Origin of the sequence: Maribacter algicola (assembly GCF_003933245.1) — a bacterium.
GTDB classification, from domain to species: Bacteria; Bacteroidota; Bacteroidia; order Flavobacteriales; family Flavobacteriaceae; genus Maribacter; species Maribacter algicola.
In genome coordinates this window covers 272,801-295,011 of the sequence record NZ_QUSX01000001.1, presented here as the reverse complement: position 1 = coordinate 295,011, position 22,211 = coordinate 272,801, and the positions used below count along the sequence as shown (strand labels likewise).

The 22,211-nt window shown below is 41.9% G+C and carries 21 protein-coding genes; 11 read left to right on the top strand and 10 right to left on the bottom strand.

What is annotated here, in order from left to right:
- The first annotated feature begins 2 nt into the window (after nucleotides 1-2).
- Together ctlX and DZC72_RS01220 are read left to right on the top strand one after the other, a co-directional pair.
- Nucleotides 3-935, top strand: a complete 933-nt coding sequence (gene ctlX, locus DZC72_RS01225; protein WP_165869245.1) for a citrulline utilization hydrolase CtlX — start codon at nucleotides 3-5, stop codon at nucleotides 933-935.
- Nucleotides 936-1,057: 122 nt separating this feature from the next.
- Entirely contained in the window at nucleotides 1,058-1,249 is a 192-nt protein-coding gene (locus DZC72_RS01220; RefSeq protein ID WP_125221113.1) for a hypothetical protein, read from the top strand.
- 93 nt (nucleotides 1,250-1,342) lie between these two features.
- Here DZC72_RS01220 and DZC72_RS01215 read toward each other — a convergent pair whose 3' ends face one another.
- From DZC72_RS01215 to DZC72_RS01205, 3 genes are read right to left on the bottom strand one after another with little or no spacing between them, the layout of a single operon-like run.
- Nucleotides 1,343-2,716, bottom strand: a complete 1,374-nt coding sequence (locus DZC72_RS01215) for an aldehyde dehydrogenase (protein ID WP_125221112.1) — start codon at nucleotides 2,714-2,716, stop codon at nucleotides 1,343-1,345.
- A gap of 3 nt (nucleotides 2,717-2,719) precedes the next feature.
- On the bottom strand, nucleotides 2,720-4,147 hold the full coding sequence (locus DZC72_RS01210) for an SDR family oxidoreductase (RefSeq protein WP_125221111.1): 1,428 nt from the start codon (nucleotides 4,145-4,147) through the stop codon (nucleotides 2,720-2,722).
- Between the two features lie 47 nt (nucleotides 4,148-4,194).
- On the bottom strand, nucleotides 4,195-4,620 hold the full coding sequence (locus DZC72_RS01205; RefSeq protein ID WP_125221110.1) for a hypothetical protein: 426 nt from the start codon (nucleotides 4,618-4,620) through the stop codon (nucleotides 4,195-4,197).
- Nucleotides 4,621-4,753: 133 nt separating this feature from the next.
- On the opposite strand from DZC72_RS01205, the gene argS reads away from it, so the two are divergent.
- A complete protein-coding gene (argS, locus tag DZC72_RS01200) occupies nucleotides 4,754-6,535 on the top strand; it encodes an arginine--tRNA ligase (protein WP_125221109.1) in 1,782 nt (593 codons plus the stop codon).
- 2 nt (nucleotides 6,536-6,537) lie between these two features.
- Here the strand turns inward: argS and DZC72_RS01195 are convergent, their stop codons facing one another.
- The 3 genes from DZC72_RS01195 to DZC72_RS01185 all read right to left on the bottom strand — a co-directional run bounded on the left by DZC72_RS01195 (nucleotide 6,538) and on the right by DZC72_RS01185 (nucleotide 10,681).
- Nucleotides 6,538-9,066, bottom strand: coding sequence for a TonB-dependent receptor (locus DZC72_RS01195; RefSeq protein ID WP_125221108.1), 2,529 nt, complete (start codon nucleotides 9,064-9,066; stop codon nucleotides 6,538-6,540).
- Nucleotides 9,047-9,961 (bottom strand): FecR family protein, encoded by a 915-nt coding sequence (locus tag DZC72_RS01190; protein ID WP_125221107.1) that lies wholly within the window; start codon nucleotides 9,959-9,961, stop codon nucleotides 9,047-9,049. Before DZC72_RS01190 ends, DZC72_RS01195 begins: the two co-directional genes overlap by 20 nt.
- Nucleotides 9,962-10,168: 207 nt before the next feature.
- On the bottom strand, nucleotides 10,169-10,681 hold the full coding sequence (locus tag DZC72_RS01185) for an RNA polymerase sigma factor (protein WP_125221106.1): 513 nt from the start codon (nucleotides 10,679-10,681) through the stop codon (nucleotides 10,169-10,171).
- 104 nt (nucleotides 10,682-10,785) lie between these two features.
- Here DZC72_RS01185 and DZC72_RS01180 point away from each other — a divergent pair, with 104 nt between their 5' ends.
- The 4 genes from DZC72_RS01180 to DZC72_RS01165 all read left to right on the top strand — a co-directional run bounded on the left by DZC72_RS01180 (nucleotide 10,786) and on the right by DZC72_RS01165 (nucleotide 15,710).
- Entirely contained in the window at nucleotides 10,786-12,543 is a 1,758-nt protein-coding gene (locus DZC72_RS01180; protein WP_125221105.1) for a hypothetical protein, read from the top strand.
- Nucleotides 12,544-12,605: 62 nt separating this feature from the next.
- Nucleotides 12,606-13,082: a hypothetical protein gene (locus tag DZC72_RS01175; RefSeq protein ID WP_125221104.1), complete on the top strand. Its 477-nt coding sequence runs from the start codon at nucleotides 12,606-12,608 to the stop codon at nucleotides 13,080-13,082.
- A gap of 287 nt (nucleotides 13,083-13,369) precedes the next feature.
- Entirely contained in the window at nucleotides 13,370-14,701 is a 1,332-nt protein-coding gene (ffh, locus tag DZC72_RS01170) for a signal recognition particle protein (RefSeq protein ID WP_125221103.1), read from the top strand.
- A gap of 124 nt (nucleotides 14,702-14,825) precedes the next feature.
- The gene (locus tag DZC72_RS01165) at nucleotides 14,826-15,710 is read left to right on the top strand and encodes a bifunctional 5,10-methylenetetrahydrofolate dehydrogenase/5,10-methenyltetrahydrofolate cyclohydrolase (RefSeq protein WP_125221102.1); all 885 of its coding nucleotides are present in this window, start codon (nucleotides 14,826-14,828) and stop codon (nucleotides 15,708-15,710) included.
- 96 nt (nucleotides 15,711-15,806) lie between these two features.
- Here the strand turns inward: DZC72_RS01165 and DZC72_RS17665 are convergent, their stop codons facing one another.
- Nucleotides 15,807-15,944: a hypothetical protein gene (locus DZC72_RS17665; RefSeq protein WP_165869244.1), complete on the bottom strand. Its 138-nt coding sequence runs from the start codon at nucleotides 15,942-15,944 to the stop codon at nucleotides 15,807-15,809.
- 301 nt (nucleotides 15,945-16,245) lie between these two features.
- On the opposite strand from DZC72_RS17665, the gene DZC72_RS01160 reads away from it, so the two are divergent.
- From DZC72_RS01160 to DZC72_RS01145, 4 genes are all read left to right on the top strand, one after another.
- Nucleotides 16,246-17,976, top strand: coding sequence for an alpha/beta hydrolase-fold protein (locus DZC72_RS01160; protein WP_125221101.1), 1,731 nt, complete (start codon nucleotides 16,246-16,248; stop codon nucleotides 17,974-17,976).
- The gene (locus DZC72_RS01155) at nucleotides 17,969-18,589 is read left to right on the top strand and encodes a DUF2306 domain-containing protein (protein WP_125221100.1); all 621 of its coding nucleotides are present in this window, start codon (nucleotides 17,969-17,971) and stop codon (nucleotides 18,587-18,589) included. Before DZC72_RS01160 ends, DZC72_RS01155 begins: the two co-directional genes overlap by 8 nt.
- A gap of 101 nt (nucleotides 18,590-18,690) precedes the next feature.
- A complete protein-coding gene (locus DZC72_RS01150; protein WP_125221099.1) occupies nucleotides 18,691-19,725 on the top strand; it encodes a glycoside hydrolase family 43 protein in 1,035 nt (344 codons plus the stop codon).
- A gap of 15 nt (nucleotides 19,726-19,740) precedes the next feature.
- The gene (locus DZC72_RS01145) at nucleotides 19,741-20,712 is read left to right on the top strand and encodes an aldo/keto reductase (RefSeq protein ID WP_125221098.1); all 972 of its coding nucleotides are present in this window, start codon (nucleotides 19,741-19,743) and stop codon (nucleotides 20,710-20,712) included.
- 1 nt (nucleotide 20,713) lies between these two features.
- Here DZC72_RS01145 and DZC72_RS01140 read toward each other — a convergent pair whose 3' ends face one another.
- The 3 genes from DZC72_RS01140 to DZC72_RS01130 are packed head-to-tail and all read right to left on the bottom strand — an operon-like array spanning nucleotide 20,714 to nucleotide 22,163.
- A complete protein-coding gene (locus DZC72_RS01140; RefSeq protein ID WP_125221097.1) occupies nucleotides 20,714-21,139 on the bottom strand; it encodes a VOC family protein in 426 nt (141 codons plus the stop codon).
- A gap of 3 nt (nucleotides 21,140-21,142) precedes the next feature.
- Nucleotides 21,143-21,394 (bottom strand): DUF7218 family protein, encoded by a 252-nt coding sequence (locus DZC72_RS01135; protein WP_125221096.1) that lies wholly within the window; start codon nucleotides 21,392-21,394, stop codon nucleotides 21,143-21,145.
- A 49-nt stretch (nucleotides 21,395-21,443) separates the two neighbouring features.
- Nucleotides 21,444-22,163 (bottom strand): alpha/beta fold hydrolase, encoded by a 720-nt coding sequence (locus DZC72_RS01130; protein ID WP_243641617.1) that lies wholly within the window; start codon nucleotides 22,161-22,163, stop codon nucleotides 21,444-21,446.
- Nucleotides 22,164-22,211: the final 48 nt, after the last annotated feature.

Below are 22,211 nucleotides of genomic sequence, written 5' to 3'. Positions count from 1 at the left end.
TTATGATGCAAATTACCAATACCATTTTGATGATTCGGCCTGTGAATTTTCGAATGAACGAACAAACGGCCGTGAACAATTATTTTATGGAGGACTTGGATGAGAAGAACAAGACCATTAATGCCAAGGCCCAACATGAGTTCGATGGATTTGTGGAAAAATTAAGTGCGGAAGGTGTCAATGTAATTGTTGTGGATGACACCACTGAACCAGATACTCCAGATAGTATTTTTCCCAATAACTGGATTTCCTTTCATGCCAACGGTACGGTTGGCGTATATCCTATGTTTGCCGAAAACAGAAGGAACGAACGGAGAGAGGATATTTTGGAAATAATGGAGGAATACGGTTTTCTGATAAAAAATATCATGGATTATACAGATGCGGAAGAAGAGGGTGTCTTTTTGGAGGGTACGGGCAGCATCATTTTGGACCGTGTAAACCAAAAGGCTTATTGTGCCTTATCAGAAAGGGCCAATGAAGATTTGTTCATTGAATTCTGTGAGGATTTCGATTGTATGCCGGTTATTTTCACCGCCAACCAATCGGTCGATGGAAAAAGATTGCCTATATACCATACCAACGTGATGATGGCCCTAGGAGAGGATTTTGCCATTATTTGTTTGGACAGCATTGATGATAAAAAGGAGCGCAAACTTGTGATGGATAATCTAAGAAACGATGGTAAGGAAATCATTGCTATTAGCGAGCAACAGATGCATAATTTTGCAGGTAACATGCTGGAGGTTTTAGGGAAGGATGAAAAAAGACTTCTGGTAATGAGTTCCGCAGCGTTTAACAGTTTGGAGGATTCACAGGTCGCTCTAATTGAAAAAAGGTGCAAAATAGTCCACAGTCCTTTGGATACCATTGAAGCGTGCGGTGGCGGTAGTGCCCGATGTATGATGGCGGAAGTGTTTTTGCCTAAAAAGTAATAGTTGCAGATACCTATTTTAGCTTTTTGTTGATTTATTTAGGAGAAACTAATTTTAGTATTTAGGTTCTATACCCGAAAAAAAGATTTTAAAAGAGGTATTTTTCCTAAAAACTTGATTCATTGAGGTGTCTGGGTGGTGCCTTGATGGATAGGTCGGGACGCAGAAATAGCCCTCGGAGGGACGAAAGTGCGGTGCAGGGCACAACGCATGTAGTCACTAAAGTGGGCGGTGCGCAGCAATTTCCTTGGCCCTACTTGATTTTTTGGTTCATTTTTCATCAAGGAAAAATGAACGTAAAGACAAAAGGGTAAAAATTATGGATACAAAAGTAGGATGTCCTTTTGACTAAATACAGGTTTGGTCATTAGCAGCGATAATTGTGATGGAACCCCCATTTTATTTTGTTATTTAAAAAGGAAATTGAGTTTCTTCGCCAGTTTTTCCGGTAATATATATGGTGGATATCGAAGTGGAATTTCCGGCCAAAAACTTTTTTTGATGATGGCCTTTTGGTGTGAAAAAGTATCGAAGGAATATTTTCCATGATAGCGGCCAATACCGGAAGCACCTACGCCTCCAAACGGTAGTGTGCTATTTGTAATATGGAGCAAGGTATCGTTCATGACCCCTCCGCCAAAACTGTAGGTATGTATCATTTTCTCCCTGAATTTTTTCTTTTTGCTAAAGACGTAGAGCGCCAGGGGCTTTTCATAGTTTGAAATATAACTATCTATGTCCTCTTCCGTTTCATAGGAAATTATGGGAAGCAAGGGCCCAAATATTTCACCTTCCATAATTTTGCTTTCCAGTTTGGGTTCGTCCACCAACGTTGGGGCCATATATTGGGTCTGGTCATTAAAATCCCCACCCAGCAATATGCGTTGTCCGGTCAACATTTCCTTTAGATCCTCATAATGCGATGTATGGGCGATTCGGGCCAAATCGGGAGAGTCTTCTACGGAAGGGCCGTATAGCTCTGAAATGCTCTTGCCCAGTTCCTTTACCAATTCCTTTTTCACCTTTTTGTGGACCAGTATGTAATCCGGGGCAATACAGGTCTGACCGCAGTTTAGGAATTTACCCCAAACGATGCGTTTGGCACTAACGGCAATGGTGGCCGATTCATCCACTATGCAGGGGTTTTTGCCTCCAAGTTCCAAGGTGACGGGCGTTAGGTGTTCCGCGGCCTTTTGATAGATTATTTTGCCCACTTTCGTGCTTCCCGTAAAGAAAATATAGTCCCATTTCAGGGATAATAATTCTTGGGAAGTTTCGATACCGCCCTCCACGACGGCTACATAGTCTTCGGGAAATACTTCCGTAATAATTTCACTGATGATTTTGGCCGTGCTGGACGTAAATTCAGAGGGTTTTAATACGGCCGTATTGCCAGCTGCCAAGGCTCCTATAAGGGGTGAGATGGTCAGTAGGAAGGGATAGTTCCAAGGTGCAATGATAAGCGTATTTCCGTAGGGTTGCGGGTAGAGCCAATCCGAAGAAGGAAAATTGACCCATGTGGAATTCACCCGTTTTGGTTTGCTCCAATAGTCTAGATTTTTCAGGGCCTCGTCCAATTCATAGAGTACGAACTGGGTTTCCGTGGCAAGGGATTCGAACTTCGGTTTTTTAAAATCGGCATAAAGGGCATCACAAATTCGGTCTTCATAAGTAATTACGGCCGCTCGTAGCTTTTTAAGGTAGGATTTTCTAAACTTCAGGTCCTTTGTAACCCCCGAACCAAAAAATTCCCGTTGTTTTTTCACCATGGATGCAATCATAGGTCATTTTGTTTTTGCAATGTTTCGAATCATACCACCAAAAATAAAATAATGAAAGGGAACGAGACTGTACCAATACAAGCGCCCTTTTAGGCCACGTGGGCGAAAAGTGGCGGTCTGATGCAATACATTGTCCCTGTCGATTTTAAATTCCAGCCATGCCTCACCAGGCAATCGCATTTCGGCAAAGAGCAACAGTCTTTTTTTCTTTTTATCCGCCAAGAGTACCCGCCAAAAATCCAGGGAGTCCCCCGGATAAATTTTATCAGGATGGGTTCTTCCCCTTCTTAGTCCCACCCCACCAATAAGCTTATCCAGAAAACCCCGTAATTTCCATAAAATGTTACCGTAGTACCAGCCTTGTTCCCCTCCAATTTTCCAGATATTTTCCATCACTTTTTTTGGGTCTTCTATTTTAATTGTCTGTTGGTCCTGCAGCACCCCGTATTTGGGAACTTGTATATATTTTTCCAAACTTTTGTTAAAGCGCCCACTGACCATACTGTCCTTCCAACTGCTTACAACTAAGTTTTGTTCTATTTTTTTAAAGGCCATTTCAATGGCTTCCTTGTAAGAATGTGTATTGATTTTAAGTAGTTTAGCTAGTTTGTCGTCTCTGGCGATAACTTCAATTTTCATACTGTCCACAAGGTTTAATGCTAATTTATAGGATGTGGAGGTGACAAAATAGAGCCAATAGGATGATAGTTTTGGGGTCATTACGGGTACTGTAAATATCCAATTTTTAAATCCCCTAACCTCTGCATACTGGTGCAACATTTCTTTATAGGTGAGCACGTCGGGGCCAGCTATATCAAAAGAGTCATCAAAGGTCTTTTCATTCCCAAGAACACCGATTAGAAAGGAAATGACGTCCCTGATTGCAATGGGATGCGTTTTTGTCAAAACCCATTTTGGGGTAATCATGACGGGTAGTTTTTCACAAAGGTCCCTAATGATTTCAAACGAAGAGCTACCGGAGCCCACGATTATTCCGGCCCTAAGTACGGTAAGTGAAAATTCTCCTTTTGATAGGATATCCTCAACATTTTTGCGGGAACTCAGATGCTTGGATAATTTTTTATCGTTTACGATACCACTGAGGTAAATTACTTGTCGAATGTTGGTGGAAGCCAAATATAAATTGAAATTTTTTGCGGTAGCAGCTTCCTTTTCATCAAAATTCTTGGTAGATGAACTCATGGAATGAATCAGAAAGTAAGCGATTTCTATATCTTTCGGCAGTACATCCGGCTTGACTTCCTCTAAAAAGTCAACTTCTACAATTTCAACTTGGGCCTTTGTTTCCTCATCAATGGAGAACCTATCAGAATCACGTACCGCGCATACTACATGATGGCCGTCCGAAATCAATTGCGGCAGTAATCGCATGCCTATATATCCGTTGGCACCTGTAAGTAATATTTTCATAGCTGTAGAAAATTTATTTTACTATTGACATTTGAAATCGGGAATCCTTATAGATCTTCCAAGGAGGTTGGAGTGTTATCGGCTTTAAACGCCAATAGTTTTTTGAAAAACTTTTGAACGGCTTTGGTATCCGATTCCACTTTAATAAAATATTGGTCCCTATAAAGCGAATACACGGAGGACTCGCCTTTGTAAAGCGTAAGTTTATAATAAGGCACAATTAGGGCAAAGGTTTCCAATAGGGACCTGAACCTCACAATAATGCCCTTTGGCCTAATTTCAATATTACAGGTGTCCATATTGTTATCCAATATGAGCAAATTTCGTATCTCAATACTTGCCTCTGTAATAATGAGTTTGGGTGATCCTATACCTCCCAAGTTCCAGCGCTCCTTAAGGGTAAAGGGTTTGCCTACCTCATTGTCGATTTTTTGGGAAATGGACTTATTGTTATAGGATACGTTCAATATCATGCTATCATATTTTAGGAGTCCTGTTTGGACTATAAATGGGATAATTAAAGTTACAGAAAAGAAGGGGTAATGACTATAGATTCGACTTAAAAGGACAAAAAATGCTTAGTTTTGCAGCCTTAAATCCTAGCAGATGAATATTCAAGTAGTTTTAGAGGCGAAGGTCAAGGAGGCAATCTCGTCCCACTATGGTGTAGCATTGGAATCAGTGGAATTTCAGCCCACTCGAAAGGATTTTGAAGGGGATATTACCATTGTCGTTTTTCCTATGCTCAGACAGGTTAAGGGAAATCCGGTCCAAATAGGGGAAGTGATAGGCTCCTATCTGGAAAAGGAAGTAGTGGAAGTTGCCGGTTTTAACGTGGTGAAGGGATTCTTGAATATCATTATTTCGGATACATATTATCTAGAGTTTTTCGATAGTGTAAAAGAAGATGCTAATTTTGGACTTGTTCCATCTTCAAACGAGGCCGTAATGGTCGAATATTCTTCCCCCAATACCAACAAGCCCTTGCATTTGGGTCATATTCGAAACAATCTCTTGGGCTATTCCGTAGCCGAAATTCTAAAAGCTTCCGGTAAGAAAGTCTATAAGACCCAAATTATCAATGACCGGGGCATCCACATCTGTAAGAGCATGCTGGCATGGCAGCGATTTGGACAGGGCGAAACACCTAAAAGTACCAGTCTAAAAGGGGACAAATTGGTAGGTAATTATTATGTAGCTTTTGATAAGGCTTATAAAGCGGAAATTGAACAACTGATTGATAAAGGAGTAGATAAAAATGTGGCCGAAAAGGAGGCGCCTATCTTATTGGAAGCTCAAAAAATGCTCCAAAAGTGGGAGGCCGGTGATGAGGAGGTCGTAGCCCTTTGGAAGAAGATGAACGGATGGGTGTATGACGGGTTTGAAATAACTTACAGGAACCTTGGAGTGGATTTTGACACCTATTATTACGAAAGTGATACCTATTTGTTGGGTAAGGACGTGGTGGCTGAAGGTCTGGAAAAGGGAGTTTTCAATAAAAAGGAGGATGGCAGTGTTTGGATAGATTTGACCGATGAGGGCCTTGACGAAAAAATCGTACTGCGTTCCGATGGTACTGCCGTGTATATGACCCAGGATATAGGCACGGCCATACAAAGGGTCAAGGATTACCCGGATATAAACGGTATGGTCTATACCGTTGGAAATGAACAGGACTATCATTTCAAGGTGTTGTTTTTGATTCTGAAAAAGCTCGGGTTTTCATGGGCCGAAAAACTATATCATTTAAGTTATGGCATGGTGGATCTGCCCAGTGGAAAAATGAAGAGTAGGGAAGGAACGGTTGTGGATGCCGATGACCTTATGGAAGATATGACCAAAACAGCTGAGGCGATCTCAAAGGAACTGGGCAAGCTAGAAGGCTATTCAGAAGAGGAACGCGCTGAACTCTACAAAATGATAGGACTTGGGGCTCTAAAGTACTACATACTAAAGGTAGATCCAAAGAAGCGAATTTTGTTTGACCCCGAGGAGTCTGTCGATTTTCAAGGGAATACTGGTCCCTTTATTCAATATACCTACGCCCGCATCCAGTCTATTTTAAGAAAGGCGGAAGAGACCCATGTAAATATTGAGGCGACCACACAAATTTCAGAGCTCCATATAAAAGAAAAGGAACTTCTGAAGCAAATACAGCTGTTTCCCGAAACCATTCAACAGGCTGCGGAAAATTATAGTCCGGCGTTGATTGCAAATTATACGTACGATTTGGTCAAGGAATTCAATTCTTTTTATCAACAGGTATCCATACTTGGCGAAGCCGATGAGCAAAAAAAAATCTTCAGGGTACAATTGTCAAAAAAAGTTGGGGATACCATCAAAGTGGCTTTCAGTTTGCTGGGAATCGAAGTTCCGGCAAGAATGTAACATCAAAACCTGATTCGAAAACTTGCATTGGGCGTTACACCAAGAGATACCCGTTGAACCGTTTCGATTTCATTGCTCTCGTTTAGTCTATAATAGGTGTTCAATAGGTTCTTTCTGTTTGTAAAATTCAGAACAGAAGCACCTACCGATGCTCGTAGGGTTTTGCTCAGATTAAAATCATAGGTTGCGGAAGCATCGGCCCTAAAATATTCCGGTAAGCTACTGCTGTTTGGGGTCTCATAGTTTATTTCATTTGGAAATGTTGAGGTGTCGAGGGGGTTAGTAACGTCTGGCCTGGTATACGGCTTGCCCGATCTGTAGTTAAAACCAATACCTATTTTAAAATCGTTGTAATTATAATTTCCGGCCAGGGTAAAGGAGTGTTCCAACTCCAAATTGTTGGGAAAGCTGGGCGGTATTAAGGTATTAAAGGTGTATTTGTTGTCATTATAGGCATAACTGAACCAAGCGCTATAATCGTTCGTTTTTTTGTTGATTAAAAATTCCACACCCTTTACCAAATATTCCCCAATTTCACCATCAAACTGATTTTGGTTCTGGAAACCTTGGGTATATACATTGATACCTGTTACGTTCTTATAAAATCCCTCTATACCTACATATAATCTGTTCTCATCATAGTTGAAGCCCAGCGATGCCTGTTTGCCCTGCACAATTGGTAACAGATTCTCATCTGCCAAGGTCCATCTTCTTTTTTCCAGACCTAAAAAGTTCTGTTCCAAGTCAATGATCTGGTTGGTGTATTGGCTTTTAAACTCACCCAAGGCCTCCAACTTAAAATTAGGGGCGAATTCATAGGAGATGCTTAATCTGGGTTCGACCAATACTTTCTCAAAAGTATTGATATTGGCAATATAGTTTAACCTACCCCCAATTTGGGCAAAGAGACTTTTGTCCTCCGTTTCAAATCGAAATTCAGAATAAACGCTGTGAGACCTAATAACACCCTTCACACTACTTTCAAAAAAGGGCTGGTTTATTCGTGTAATGTTCTCAATACCGGTTTCGGTGAATTGGTAGCCGTTCGTCCATTGCAAGGTGGGGGCCAATTTGTAAGTGGTATTGAGTCTTGCACTGGATTCCTTTACGAGGTTATTTTGGTACAATTGGCGTGTCGCACTTTCTGTAATACTGAACGCTGTGAGCCTGTATTGGGTGTAATAGACGTTTGCTTGCGTATGGAAGTTATCCGTCCATTCGCTTTCTAGGCTTCCCCCAAAGGAAATGTTGATCTGGTCCAAGGAATTTTCGGTAGCATCGTTACCATCGGGACTAAGCGTAAAATTGTCCAAGTCATTGTTGATATGGATGAGGCTTAGCCTAACTTTATGATATCGGTCGATATCATATAACAACTTACCCGTAAAATCGTAAAAATAAAAGTCATTGTCCGTACGCACTTCACTATCCTGAAAGGCCTTTTCCGAAAAAGTGGTATAGGTGGGTGTCTCTAGAAAATCGGTTACGGACCTTCTTCCCGAGAATTGTACGGCCAAGTTTTCCGCTAGAGGGATTTGTCCGTAAACATCCCCACTGATTAGATTGAAACCGGCACCGCCATAGAACGTGCTTTGAATCTCATTTTTTGTTCGAAGGTCCATCACCCCGCTTACACCATCCCCATAAATGGAACTGGTTCCATTTTTAATAACGGTGATTTTATCGGTCAAATATGGATTGAAGGCCGATATAAGTCCGAAAAAATGGCCGGACTGGTACATCTTTATTCCGTCCCATATAATCAGGTTTTGGTCATTGGTACCTCCGCGGATGTTAATGTCCGAAACGGTCTCGTCCACACTTTTGATTCCAGGAAGCGATTGTGCCGATTGCAATATGTCTGGCTCAATCAAACCGGGCAGAATCCCGAATTCTGCCGTGTTCATTTGTATGCTACCATCGGAAAATTTGGCTAGACCATCCGTTAGGAATTTATAGACTACGACCTCCTCCAACTCCTGATAGCTAAGCGCCAAGGCTATGGAAGTACAAGGGGATTTGTAACTAAGTTTTTCTGCCGAAATGAAATAAGGTTTGAACCCCAAATGGCTGATTTGGATGACAGCGGTGCGCGGAACCTCCTCAAAAGCAAAGGTCCCGTCCATATTGGTAATCATGGCGATGTCCGAATCCAAGACCCGAACAGTGGCACCCGGTATGGTATTGTCTTCAAAATTGTCCAGTACCATACCACAAACGGAAATAGTGTTCTTAAGTAGTATCGAATAATAGCGGTCGCTTAGTTTTTCGATTTGTAGGGGAGTTTCTGCTGATATATGGGCAATGGAGGCTTCAAGTTCATTTGTATTTGGCCTATTTAATTCGATGCCATCCAAGTCGGCATCGGCAAAGGAAAACTTTACATTGAACTCGGTTTCCAATTCCTGAAGCAAACCAATGACCGGAATTTTTGGTTTGGAGGTTTCCTGTGTCCATCCGTTGTTCATTAGGAATAACAGAAGGACTATGACAAAATGGACACTAAGCGTTTTAAGGGGCGCTTTCCTCATAGAACAGCACTTTGTTGCCCTCTAATTTAAAACTAATTTGAAGAGGTGTGCTTATACTTTTTAAAGCCAAATCCAAATTGGAATTGCTAAATGTGCCTGTAAACAATTGATTTTCATCAATATCATCAAGGCTTACTTCCAAATCATGTTGACGTTGTAATTCCGCAAGAACATATTTTAAAGGGATACTTTTAAAGGAACTCTCGTTGTTTACCCAAGATGGTTGTCCGTTGACTTCCGCCTTTGATTTTTTTATTATACCGTCAATTGCAACAGCCGAATTCCCGGCGGGGAGTTTAAATTCCGTACCGTTAAAAGTTACGCTCACCAAGCCTTCGTAACAGGTAACCTCAAAAAAACCATCCCTGTTCTCTACATTAAATTGGGTTCCCAAAACGGTCACCGTTCCTTGTTGGGTGGTAACTGTAAACTTTTTGCCCTTCGCCACTTTGAAAAAGGCCTCTCCATCAAGGCTAATTGCTCTTTTCGTGTCCCAGTTTTTTTCGCTGTAGGATACTTTAGATTCCGCGTTCAACAGAATTTCAGAGGAGTCGGGCAACGTAATTTCGGTATTTTCAGCAAACGAAGTACTTATGGTTTCGTCAAGTGTGTTGATGTAAAAATATGCCCCAGCAAGTAACACTGCTACGACAGCCGCTACTCTTAAGAAAGCTTTAAAAGGAGATAGGGAGATAACCTTGGTCGCTTCCTGGTTGCTTTTTGATTCTTGAAGACGTTCCCAGGCCTTATTACTATCAAATTGAGGAGCACGTAATTCTTTGGAAGTCTCCGCTATTCTTTGATAGGTGGCAAACTCCTCGGACTTCTTGAATTCTTCAAGTTCCGACTCTGAAAGCTCATTATTAAGCCATTTTGCCAAGTAATTTTCCTGCATATCTATTTAGCTTTATACCTCTTTAACAACTATCTATTAAAAAACCCTACTTTTCTTAGTTGATAGTTAGAAGTTGTTAGTTTTTAGTAATTGATTTTCCAAGGTCACCTTGATTTATCAGTCTTTAAACAGAAATTACCGCTTTTTATGTTTTACGTGTGCAGATGGTATTTTGTAATTTCCAACAACCAACAACCAACAACCATATTAAATCCCCTCTATCTTTTCCCGAAGCGCTTTCAGCGCCAAATGCATCCTCTTTTCAATGGCCTTTACGCTTACCCCTTCCATTTCGGCAATTTCAACATATTTTTTTCCATCGATCCTATTCAATAGGAATGTAGACCGCTGGTTATCGGGCAGGTCGTTCAAAGCTTGGTCCAATTTTGCCTTGAATTCGTTTTCCTCCATGAGAAACTCTGGGGACTCATGGGTGGTCTTCAGGGATTTATCGGCATATTTAAGCCGCACCTTTTCCGCCTTGATAACATTTAAGTATACATTGTTGGCAACGGTATATAAAAAAGACTTTGCTTTTTCTGGTGCGACCTTTGCACAGTTTTCCCAAAGTTTTACAAAAGCCTCCTGCACGGCATCATTTGCCTTCTCTTCATTGCCAAACTTATAATATATGTAGTTGAAAATCGTTTTTGAATAAGCATTGAACAAAGTACTGTACGTACTTTCCTTGCATACATTTTGAGGTTCGTCAGCTTTCAATGTCCTGTTTTTTTCAAAGATATTTTAAAAAAAATTAAAAAGCAGGTAGGGTTTTTTTTCAACGTGTTGTTTTACTGCCGAATAAATTATAATACCAAATCGTTATGAAAAAGTTTTTAAATGTTGCTTACTTGGGCATATTTGTTATTGCACTGAGTTTTACCTCATGCCAAGATGAATTCGAAGAGATTAACACTGGTGATGAACCAGCGGCCATTACGGCTAGTTCAGCTGCCGGTATTTTGATACAGAATACCGTCACTAGGGACGGTTCCTTTGATAATATCGTGGACGGCACCAGCTGTTACGACGTAAAGTTTCCCTATACCGTTGAGGTGAATGGATTGGAATTGACCATAAACTCTAGGGAAGATTTGAAATTGATCGAAGAAATTTTTGATGAGGTGGACGATGATGAGGATTTTCTGGAAATTCTTTTTCCCATTACCATTACATCGGGCGACTTTACCGAAATAAACATCAATGGTTTTGAGGATTTGAGAGAGTTGGCCCAACAGTGTAAAGAGGGCGGTGAAGATGATGATATTGAGTGTATAGATTTTGTATATCCTATGACCTTATACACATTTGACATCAACCTGGAGCAAACCGGGGAGGTGGTTGTTGAAAGCGACAGGCAATTAAGACTTTTCTTCAAAGGTTTAGGGGATAATGAGCTTGTGAGCTTTGATTTTCCCATTATGTTGGAATTGTACGATGGTTCTAAAATAGAGGTGAACAGCAATGAGGAATTGGCAATGAACATACGAAATGCCAAGGATGCCTGTGACGAGGACGATGATAACGATTATAACGACGATGATTTTGATGACGAAGATTTGGAGGAGTTCCTTGTATCCTGTCCGTGGAAAGTACTTGAAGTGATAAGGGACGATGTAAGTGAGATCGCACAATACGTAAATTACTATTTTGACTTTAAGGCAGATGGAACCGTATATGTTAGCAACCGTTTAGGTTTTGAAGCCAACGGTACTTGGTCTTCCATCATGGGAGATAATGGTCCCAAAGTGACCATGAATATAGAAACTTTATTAGGCTTCAATATGGAGTGGACCATCTATAAAACTGAAGAAGGTGTCATTAAGTTCTATAATGGGGAAAGAAACCGAATCTGGATGCGTAGGGATTGTGAAGGAGTCGGCATTGGATTTGATCCTGAGAATTTGAGGAACATTCTAAGGGAATGTGTATGGGTTATCAAGAATGTAGAAAACCAAGGAGAGGAGATCGATCGTCTTTTGGGTTACGAGTTTAAATTCTTGGCGGAAGGTGTAGTAACCCTAAGCAATGGTGTAAATACTTCAGAAGGTACTTGGGAAATTGGCTTTAACATGCAACAACAACTTGCAGTTTCCATCACAATGGGTGATGAGCCAGGAGTAAGTTTTGAATGGCCAGTTCGTGAACTTACTCAAAGCCGACTAAAGTTTGAAGTCGATGAAATTGACTATGAACTGGTGTTGCAAAGAGTTTGTGACGATAATGCGGATGATGCAGATGTCCTGGAAATTAGGAACTTCATGATGGGCGGTGACTGGACCGTTGCATCTTATATAGACGAAAGTGTTGATGAGACCCTTGATTTTGGAGGGTATAGTACCGCCTTCATGCCAAACCTACAAATGGAACTTAAAGAAGGTGGGGTGGTTTATGCTACTGGACTATGGCGAGTTCTTAGAAACAAGGATGGTAAGCTTAAAGTATATCTGAATTACGGAGACAATATGCCTATGAACGAACTGACCGATGATTGGGAATTTGTTTCCATGACAGAAGGAAGGCTGGAGTTAAAGGATGTTAGCAGTGATGGTACCATATCCATCTTGGTATTGGAAAAATAAAAATTGGGCCTATGGGGAATTATTCCCCATAGGCCTTATCAATCAAAAAACTCGTTTTAAAAATGAAAAAACTAAAAAAATTAAGCTTAGTGGTGATGGCCTTGACGGGTCTGGTATTCGTAGCCTGTGAATCCTCTGATGATTCCAATGATGTAAATGAAATAGTAAACGCAGAGCAGGTCAAGTCTACCATTACATCGGGCAGTTGGCGTGTGGCTCTTTTTGAGGAGGATGGGCTTGATCAAACAAATGATTTTTCCGATCATACTTTTGTTTTCGAGTCGGATGGTAGGCTTATTGCGGACAATGGAGAAACTTCCGTTTCAGGCGCATGGTCCATTACTTCAGATTCTAGTAGTAGTGATGACGACAGTAGTTCAGATGACGATGTTGATTTTAATATTTATTTCGCCTCACCGGCCAGTTTCGAAGAGATTTCCGAAGATTGGGACATCGTTTCCTTTTCCAGTGCGCGAATCGAATTGAAAGACGAAAGTGGCGATGGAAGTATCGACCGTTTGGTTTTTGAAAAAATATAATCCATAAAAATAAAACATCCAAAAATACACCACCAGCAGTAAAGAGTTGGGCCTCGTTGGTGGTGTTGATGGACGTTTTCTGGAAAACGATTTAATGCGAACTTGACTCAAGTTGATATGGGTCTTGCTATGTTACTAATGAAAATGTAATACCTTTTTTGCCCCACATCCCAGCTTTAAGAGCGTCCATAATTTGGATGCTCTTTTTGTTTTTAGATTTTGGCAGTGTTTATGCCCGTTTAGCAATGATATTCTTAAATTTGCTTTCCCATTAAAAACGGAATAGGATGTTTGATAATTTAAGCGAAAAGTTGGATAAAGCCCTTCATGTTCTAAAAGGACATGGGCAGATAACGGAAATCAATGTTGCGGAGACGACCAAGGAGGTGCGAAGGGCCCTTTTGGATGCGGATGTCAATTTCAAGATCGCTAAGGAATTTACCAATCGGGTAAAGGAAAAGGCGCTAGGTCAAAATGTTTTGACTACGTTGCAACCGGGCCAATTGATGGTAAAGATCGTAAAGGATGAACTTACCCAATTAATGGGAGGCGATTCAGAAGGAATCAATCTATCTGGTAATCCGTCCGTTATATTGATGTCTGGTTTGCAAGGTTCCGGTAAGACGACCTTTTCGGGGAAATTGGCGAATTTTCTAAAGAAGAAAAAATCTAAAAACCCTTTGTTGGTAGCATGTGACGTATACAGACCCGCGGCCATCGACCAGTTGCACGTTGTTGGGGAACAGATCGGTGTGCCTGTGTATTCGGATAGGGACAATAACGACCCTGTGGCCATCGCCAAGGCCGGTATTGCCAAGGCGAAGGCGGAAGGTCATAATGTGGTCATCATTGATACTGCCGGTCGTTTGGCCGTGGACGAGAAGATGATGAACGAGATATCGGATATCCATAAGGCCATCAATCCGCAAGAAACCTTGTTTGTAGTGGATTCCATGACCGGGCAGGATGCTGTGAACACGGCCAAGGCATTTAACGATGTCCTGAATTTTGACGGGGTCATCCTTACAAAGCTCGATGGTGATACCCGTGGTGGAGCCGCCATTTCCATAAAATCGGTCGTAAACAAGCCCATCAAGTTTATCGGTACGGGTGAAAAAATGGAGGCTATCGATATCTTCTATCCTTCCCGTATGGCCGATCGTATTTTGGGAATGGGTGACGTTGTTTCTCTGGTGGAAAGGGCACAAGAGCAGTTTGATGAAGAGGAGGCCAGAAAGATTCAGAAAAAAATCGCCAAGAATAAATTCGGGTTTGACGATTTCCTAGGCCAGATCCAGCAAATCAAAAAAATGGGGAACATGAAGGACCTTATGGGGATGATTCCCGGGGCCGGAAAGGCCCTTAAAGGTTTGGATATTGACGATGACGCTTTTAAGCATATTGAGGCGATTATTTATTCCATGACGCCCGACGAAAGGTCCAATCCTTCCAAACTGGATGCCAGTAGAAAGAAAAGAATAGCAAAGGGTAGTGGAAGAGAGGTGCAGGAAGTAAACCAATTGCTAAAACAATTTGACCAAATGAGCAAGATGATGAAAATGATGCAAGGGGGTGGTGGTAAAAAGATGATGCAGATGATGAGCGGTCTTGGGCGTTAATATCGGATAACCAGTAAGAAAAATAACATAGGTGGTAAAACCGATTCAATTTAAAATGAACAACCCGGGTAATTTTGTAGTGTAATGTACTGCCTACTGAAACTGCCTACTGAATACGAAATACATGGAAATTCTTGACGGTAAAAAAATTTCAAATCAGATAAAGGATGAGATAGCCGCTGAAGTGGCAAAGATGCGTGAAAGGGGGGAAAAGGTCCCGCACTTGGCCGCGGTCATTGTGGGTAGCGATGGTGCCAGTCTAACGTATGTTGGTAGCAAGGTAAGGGCTTGTGAACGCGTAGGGTTTGAATCCACCATGGTACGAATGCCCAGCACCACATCGGAACAGGAATTGTTGAAGAAGATCCACGAGCTGAACGAGGATAAAGATATTGATGGATTTATTGTCCAGTTACCCTTACCGGAACAAATCGACACCCAAAAGGTCATCATGGCCGTCCATCCGGATAAGGACGTTGATGGTTTCCATCCCATGAACTTCGGGAAAATGGCCTTGGATATGAGTACGTTCATTCCTGCTACACCCTTTGGTATTTTGGAATTGTTGGAACGTTATCAAGTCGATACCAAGGGAAAACATACGGTTGTAATAGGCCGAAGCCACATCGTAGGAAGGCCTATGAGCATTTTGATGGGGCGAAAGGGTTGGCCTGGAAACTCCACGGTGACCCTAACCCATAGTCATACCAAAAACATCACCCAGATAATTTCTCAGGCAGACATTGTTATTTCCGCTCTCGGTGTGCCAAATTTCCTCAAGGCCGAAATGGTCAAGGACGATGCGGTGGTCATCGATGTGGGAATCACAAGGGTTCCGGATGATTCCACTGAAAAGGGCTATTACATTACAGGTGACGTGGATTACGAAAACGTAAGTAAAAAAGCATCTTTTATTACCCCCGTTCCGGGAGGTGTTGGCCCCATGACCATCGCCATGTTGCTTAAAAACACCCTATTGGCTCGGGAAAGGCATAGGAGCAGGGAATAAGAAAAATTATTTCAAATACTTGAGCCCTACAAATAGTATTGTGGGGTTTTTAGTTATCTAAACTTTGGCTACTGGCTACTGGCTACTGGCTACTGGCTACTGGCTACTGGCCTGCCCAGTTTGTGTGGAATCATTCGGCCTTAAGATATCCAAGTCGTTGCTGTCGTCATATTCGCAACTACTAACGGTAAGGATTCCAGAGAAAATTAGGGTTATCGCAATTAGTTTTTTCATTCGTTTAGAATTAGGTTAACAGCTTTTTTTTTAAACATTTACTTTTATAGTGATATTTAACTTATCATAATAAATCCCTCGATGAGGGTTTCATAACGTTCAGGATTTGGGTGTGCTTATAATAGGATTACATTGCTAAAATCCTATGCTAGTATAAAACGAACGGTTTCTTTAAATGGTATGTTCGTATATACTACGAAACAGCTTTTTTGACATCATTTTTGTAGTGGTTCACAAAAACAATGCAGGCTTTTGCATTCTTATTTAAATGGTTTACCTTTTAATCAAAAACCGACCTAAAATGATTAGAAATTTTTGTCTCGTCTGTATTGCCCTTTTACTATTGGGTTCTTGCCAAAAAGTCAAGGAGTCTACCTATAGCGTAAACGTTAGTTTTAATGCATCTGTCAGCCAAGAGGCAAAGGATGGTAGGCTTTTGCTGATGTTTTCTTCCGATGACAGTAAGGAACCTCGCTTTCAAATTAACGATGGTCTAAACACACAACTGATCTTTGGGATGAACGTGGATAATATGGATCCCGGTAAGCCCATTACCTTTGACGAAACTGTTTTTGGATATCCGTATCCCAGCATGGCAGATATTCCGCCGGGCGAATACAATGTGCAGGCCTTGCTACATGTTTATGAAACGTTTAACCTGGCTACTGGCCATACAGTAAAATTGCCCATGGACAATGGCGAAGGGCAGCAATGGAACAGTTCGCCTGGTAATCTGTACAGTAAGCCCTTTAAGATTCGGGTAGGCAGCAATGGCATTGAAAATGTGAGCGTGGAGATGGATCAGGTGATTCCGCCTATAGCCGAGCCCGAGGATACGGAGTGGATAAAGCATATTAAGATGAAGTCCGAAAAACTATCCGAGTTTTATGGTAGGGACATCTATCTGGGGGCCCATGTCTTGTTGCCGAAGGGTTTTGACGAACATCCCGAAGCAAAGTATCCCCTAATGGTCTTTCACGGACATTTTCCTTCCGATTTTAGCGGCTTCAGGACTACGCCGCCAGACCCGAATTTGGAACCAGATTATTCCGCCAGGTTCGATTTGAAAGGGTACAACATCATCCAACAGCAAGAGGCGTACGATTTTTATAAAAGATGGAACGAACCCGATTTTCCAAGGTTTTTGATTATCGAAATTCAGCATCCAACACCTTATTACGATGATTCTTATGCCGTGAACTCGGCCAGTCAGGGGCCTTATGGCGATGCCATTACCTACGAACTGATACCCTACATAGAAAAGGAGTTTAGGGGTATGGGCGAAGGATGGTCCCGCTTTCTGTATGGAGGATCCACGGGTGGATGGGAGGCCTTGGCCGTTCAGGTGAAGTATCCGGAGGAATACAACGGATGTTTTGCGGCTTGCCCGGACCCTATCGATTTTAGGGCGTATTGCCTTACCAATATCTACGAAGATGATAATGCCTATTACTATGACGCTGCCCATAAAAAATTGGAAGTACCTTCACATAGGGATTATTTGGGCAATATCCAATCAACCTTGAGGCAGGGAAATCATCTGGAATTGGTGTTAGGCGATAAATCCAGGTCAGGGCAACAGTGGGATATATGGGAAGCCACCTACTCTCCCCAAGGCGATGATGGCTATCCAGTTAGAATTTGGGATAAAATGACGGGGGAGATTGACCACGAGGTGGCCGAATATTGGAAGGAAAATTACGATCTCCGATATATTATGGAGCGCGACTGGGATAAATTGGGCGAAAACCTCAAAGGGAAGATACACATCTACTGTGGGGATATGGACAACTATTACCTAAACAATGCCGTGTATCTCATGGAGGATTTTCTGGAGAGCACCACAGATCCCTATTATGAAGGGGAAGTATTGTACGGGGATCGGGCCGAGCATTGCTGGAACGGTGATTCAGAGCTGCCCAATGCGATCAGCAGGTTGCGATATAACTCCATGTACGTGCCAAAAATAATGAAAAGGATTGAAGAAAGTGCTCCCCAAGGGGCCGATTTGACAAGCTGGCGCTATGAATAGGACGAATAAGGTAGCATGGTTCGTATTCGGGTTTTTGGCTATAGGCGTAGGGCTATATCCATTAATCTATGTCTTTGCCCAAGAGGAAATAGGATTGTTGCTTTCCAAAAGTCAGGAATTGCTGGCCAATGTAATTTGGAATATTGGATTTTTTGGTCATATCCTTTTTGGGGGTGTGGCCCTCATGGTAGGTTGGGTACAGTTTAGCAAACGCTTCAGGAATTCCAACCTTGCCAGACATAGGCTTATTGGTAAGATATATGTCGTATCCGTACTCATAAGTGGAATTTGTGGTGGTTTTATTGCCTTTTATGCAACTGGCGGCCCTATAGCAAAGACAGGCTTTTTTCTGCTTGCCGTTTGTTGGTTGTATTTTACCATTACGGCCTATAGGGCGGCTCGAGAAAGGGATTTTGAAAAGCATAAGGTCTTTATGATATATAGTTATGCTGCTTGTTTTGGTGCGGTCACACTACGCATTTGGTTGCCACTATTAATTTTGCTTATAGGTTCTTTTGAACCGGCATACCGTATTGTCGCTTGGTTGGCATGGGTGCCCAATCTAGTTTTTGCCTACTTCTGGGTCCGGCGTAAAGGGCTTTCAATAGGCTAAAAATTCTTGAATTTTGAGGTTTGTTACATAATTTTATTTCGTAATTAAATATCTTCCTATTTGACTTACTAAAACAATTGACGCAACAAGAATTCCAAAAGATGAAAAAAAGATGTATTCAATTATTTTTTGCATGCTCTGCATTATGGGTCTGTAATTTGGGTTTTGGTCAAAAGGGTAACACAGCATCAATGTCCGGCAACCCCATTTTTGAGGGATGGTATGCCGACCCGGAAGGGGTAGTTTTTGGTGAAGAATATTGGATTTATCCTACTTTTTCGGATGATTATGACAAACAGTTGCATTTTGATGCGTTTTCTTCCAGAGATTTGATAGAGTGGAAGAAGCATGAAAATATATTGGATACTACAAAGATTACATGGTTGAGGCAGGCCCTATGGGCCCCTTCCATTATTGAAAAGGACAAAAAGTATTACCTGTTCTTTGGTGGCAATGATATACAAAGACCTGGCAGGTCATCTTATGACCCCAATAACGACATCAATCATTATGGTGGGATTGGCGTAGCCGTGGCCGATTCGCCTGGAGGTCCGTTCGAAGATTATTTAGGGAAACCGTTGATATCCGATTTTTACAATGATGCCCAACCAATCGACCAATTCGTTTTTAAGGATGTGGACGGAACACATTATTTTTTCTATGGAGGTTGGAGCCATTGCAACCTTGGTAAATTAAATGATGATTTTACAGGTTTTGTACCTTGGGAAGATGGCAGTATTTTTAGGGAAATTACTCCGGAAGGCTACGTGGAAGGTCCTTTTATGTTTCTCCGAAAGAATATATACTATTTTATGTGGTCCGAAGGTAATTGGACAGATGGTAGCTATCGCGTGGTGTATGCCATGGCAAATAAGGCTACGGGTCCCTATAAACGAATAGGCACGGTATTGCAATCAGACGAATCCGTTGCCACGGGAGCCGGCCATCATTCCGTAATCAATGTGCCCGGAACGGATGAATGGATTATGGTGTACCATCGTAGACCTATTCCCAACGAGGACAGAGACCACAGGGTAACTTGTTTGGATGTAATGGAATTCAATGAGGATGGGACCATCAAGCCCGTAAAAATCACCTTTGAAGGTGTAGAAAAACGAACAATAGGAGATAAATAAAAATAAAATACACAGATGAATTATAGAAGGTTTGGAAGGACAGATTGGCAAGTAAGTGAGATAGGATATGGAATGTGGGGCATGGCTGGTTGGAAAGCTTCGGATGATGAGCAATCCGCCAAGTCCCTTGATCTGGCCGTAGAAAACGGCGTTAATTTTTTTGATACGGCATGGGGTTATGGCGAAGGCCATAGCGAGGAACTTTTGGGCGACCTTGTAAAAAGACATCCCTCCAAAAAATTATATACGGCTAGCAAGATTCCTCCCAAGAATTTTCAGTGGCCCGCCAAACCGGAATATGCTTTTGAGGACTCCTATCCTACGGACCATATCATGGAATACACCCATAAAACCCTTAAAAACCTCGGACTCGAACAAATAGATTTGATGCAGTTCCATACGTGGGACGATACCTGGAGCGAGCGGGAAGAGTGGCAGCGGACTGTTGAGGATTTGAAAAAGTCCGGTAAGGTGGCGGCTATGGGAATCAGTATGAACCGTTGGGAGCCAGAAAATGGAATTTTGGCACTCGAAACAGGATTGTTGGATGCCGTTCAGGTTATCTACAATATTTTTGATCAAGCGCCAGAGGACAAACTCTTTCCGCTTTGCGAGAAACTGGATATTGGGGTCATAGCGAGGGTTCCTTTTGACGAAGGGACGTTGACGGGTAATTTGACCAAGGAAACCACGTTCCCGGAGGGAGATTGGCGGGGTACCTACTTTGTCCCGGAAAATCTAAATTCTTCCGTTGAACACGCGGACGCCCTTAGGCCCCTAATTCCGGAAGGCATGACCATGGCGGAAATGGCACTCCGATTTATTTTGGAGAACAAACATGTAGGTACCACCATTCCTGGAATGAGAAAACAGCGTAATGTATTGGCTAATTCTGCCACCAGTGATGGTAAATCCCTACCAAAGGAATTAATCAAGGAACTTAAAAAACACCGTTGGGACAGGGTCCCTACTTCTTGGTCACAATAGTTTATTTGGCGAATAATTGCCCCATGTCCTTGAACGCCTTAAACTCCAAAGCGTTACCAGCAGGGTCCAAAAAGAACATGGTGGCCTGTTCACCAACAAGTCCCTTGAATCTTATGTAGGGCTCAATGATAAATTTTACGCCTTTCTGTTTTAGTTCTTCGGAAAAACTTTCAAAGGTGTCCCATGGCAATACTACCCCATAATGTGGAACGGGGACATCATGGCCGTCCACCGGATTGTGGTGAAGCGAATCCGTCTCGGATTTAGGTTTGTAATGGATGACCAACTGATGCCCGAAAAGGTTGAAGTCGACCCAGTGGTCGCTACTTCTTCCTTCTTCGCAATTCAGTATTTCTCCATAGAATTTTCTGCATTCCGCCAAGTTATGCACCGGAATGGCAATGTGAAAGGGTGAAACGTTGTTCATTCTTTAGTTATTTCTTAACGCCGAAATTAACTCTTTTTTGTTCATTTTAGAACGTCCTTCGATACCAATTTCTTTCGCTTTTTCATAAAGCTCTTTTTTGGTCCTCTCTTCATAATTTGGAGCCTTTCCGCCTTTTTTTCCGGAATCTGGTGTATTCGCAATTCTAGCGGACTTCTCCTTGCTATACCCTTTTTCTACGAGTGCCTCGTACTGTTCCTCGTTCAAAATTCCAGATCTATTTTTTTCTTTTGCCATTTTTATTTTAAAACTAGCCAAAAGATTGGAAAAAAGTAGGGCTTTTGTCCTATTGAGTTATCTTATCTTGTAAAAAGGCAATGATTTTATCGTTTACCTCGTCCTGATGCATGGAGTGGCCCAAACCTTCGGTACTATAAAAAATGCTTTCTTGCCATACGGCGTGAACCCGTTCTGAAGCGTGATATGGAGTAATTTTATCCCATCTGTCATGAAATAGCAATCCCTTCTTGTTATTCGTCGATACAAACTTGGAAGACGAAAACTCTCGTATGGTAAATCCAAACCGCTTTTTTATGTACGTTTCCAAAGCGTCTAACATACGATTGGATAAGCCTAAAAGAGTTTGAAAATGATCTATAATTTCATGAAATTCAGAAGGGGAAGCTATAGTCACTATTTTCTCAATGGCATCGTTTGGATTTCGATATTCGTTATATAATATGGTCATTCCCCCAACGGAATGCCCTATAAGATGATGTGGCCTATACTTGATTATCATTTGTTCCAACACTTCGGCATACAAAGGAACATATAGGTGTTCACCCGTTGAATAGCCATGAGCAGGGGCATCAAATGCGATTACATTATAATTGGCCTGTGTCAATTTCTCAAGTAGCTTATGCCACCTCCATGTGTTGCTTTCCCAGCCATGAATCAATAATACCGTCTCCCTATCACCGGGCCAATTGTACGTTTGTATCATGTGGCCGGTAACCTCTATTCGTTCATGTTTGACAGGGTCTAGATATTCCTTTTGATTAGGCAAAACCCTTCCTTTTCTGACTTTCGTAAAAATTGTGAACGCTTTTGAAGC

What these genes read in the sequence shown, in the direction of transcription:
- ffh (WP_125221103.1), top strand. Translation starts at nt 13,370, where the DNA reads ATGTTTGATAATTTAAGCGAAAAGTTGGATAAAGCCCTTCATGTTCTA.
- ctlX (WP_165869245.1), top strand. Translation starts at nt 3, where the DNA reads ATGATGCAAATTACCAATACCATTTTGATGATTCGGCCTGTGAATTTT.
- DZC72_RS01165 (WP_125221102.1), top strand. Translation starts at nt 14,826, where the DNA reads ATGGAAATTCTTGACGGTAAAAAAATTTCAAATCAGATAAAGGATGAG.
- DZC72_RS01215 (WP_125221112.1), bottom strand. Translation starts at nt 2,716, where the DNA reads ATGATTGCATCCATGGTGAAAAAACAACGGGAATTTTTTGGTTCGGGG.
- DZC72_RS17665 (WP_165869244.1), bottom strand. Translation starts at nt 15,944, where the DNA reads ATGAAAAAACTAATTGCGATAACCCTAATTTTCTCTGGAATCCTTACC.
- DZC72_RS01190 (WP_125221107.1), bottom strand. Translation starts at nt 9,961, where the DNA reads ATGCAGGAAAATTACTTGGCAAAATGGCTTAATAATGAGCTTTCAGAG.
- DZC72_RS01145 (WP_125221098.1), top strand. Translation starts at nt 19,741, where the DNA reads ATGAATTATAGAAGGTTTGGAAGGACAGATTGGCAAGTAAGTGAGATA.
- DZC72_RS01135 (WP_125221096.1), bottom strand. Translation starts at nt 21,394, where the DNA reads ATGGCAAAAGAAAAAAATAGATCTGGAATTTTGAACGAGGAACAGTAC.
- DZC72_RS01195 (WP_125221108.1), bottom strand. Translation starts at nt 9,066, where the DNA reads ATGAGGAAAGCGCCCCTTAAAACGCTTAGTGTCCATTTTGTCATAGTC.
- argS (WP_125221109.1), top strand. Translation starts at nt 4,754, where the DNA reads ATGAATATTCAAGTAGTTTTAGAGGCGAAGGTCAAGGAGGCAATCTCG.
- DZC72_RS01155 (WP_125221100.1), top strand. Translation starts at nt 17,969, where the DNA reads ATGAATAGGACGAATAAGGTAGCATGGTTCGTATTCGGGTTTTTGGCT.
- DZC72_RS01180 (WP_125221105.1), top strand. Translation starts at nt 10,786, where the DNA reads ATGAAAAAGTTTTTAAATGTTGCTTACTTGGGCATATTTGTTATTGCA.
- DZC72_RS01150 (WP_125221099.1), top strand. Translation starts at nt 18,691, where the DNA reads ATGAAAAAAAGATGTATTCAATTATTTTTTGCATGCTCTGCATTATGG.
- DZC72_RS01140 (WP_125221097.1), bottom strand. Translation starts at nt 21,139, where the DNA reads ATGAACAACGTTTCACCCTTTCACATTGCCATTCCGGTGCATAACTTG.
- DZC72_RS01205 (WP_125221110.1), bottom strand. Translation starts at nt 4,620, where the DNA reads ATGATATTGAACGTATCCTATAACAATAAGTCCATTTCCCAAAAAATC.
- DZC72_RS01175 (WP_125221104.1), top strand. Translation starts at nt 12,606, where the DNA reads ATGAAAAAACTAAAAAAATTAAGCTTAGTGGTGATGGCCTTGACGGGT.
- DZC72_RS01210 (WP_125221111.1), bottom strand. Translation starts at nt 4,147, where the DNA reads ATGAAAATATTACTTACAGGTGCCAACGGATATATAGGCATGCGATTA.
- DZC72_RS01160 (WP_125221101.1), top strand. Translation starts at nt 16,246, where the DNA reads ATGATTAGAAATTTTTGTCTCGTCTGTATTGCCCTTTTACTATTGGGT.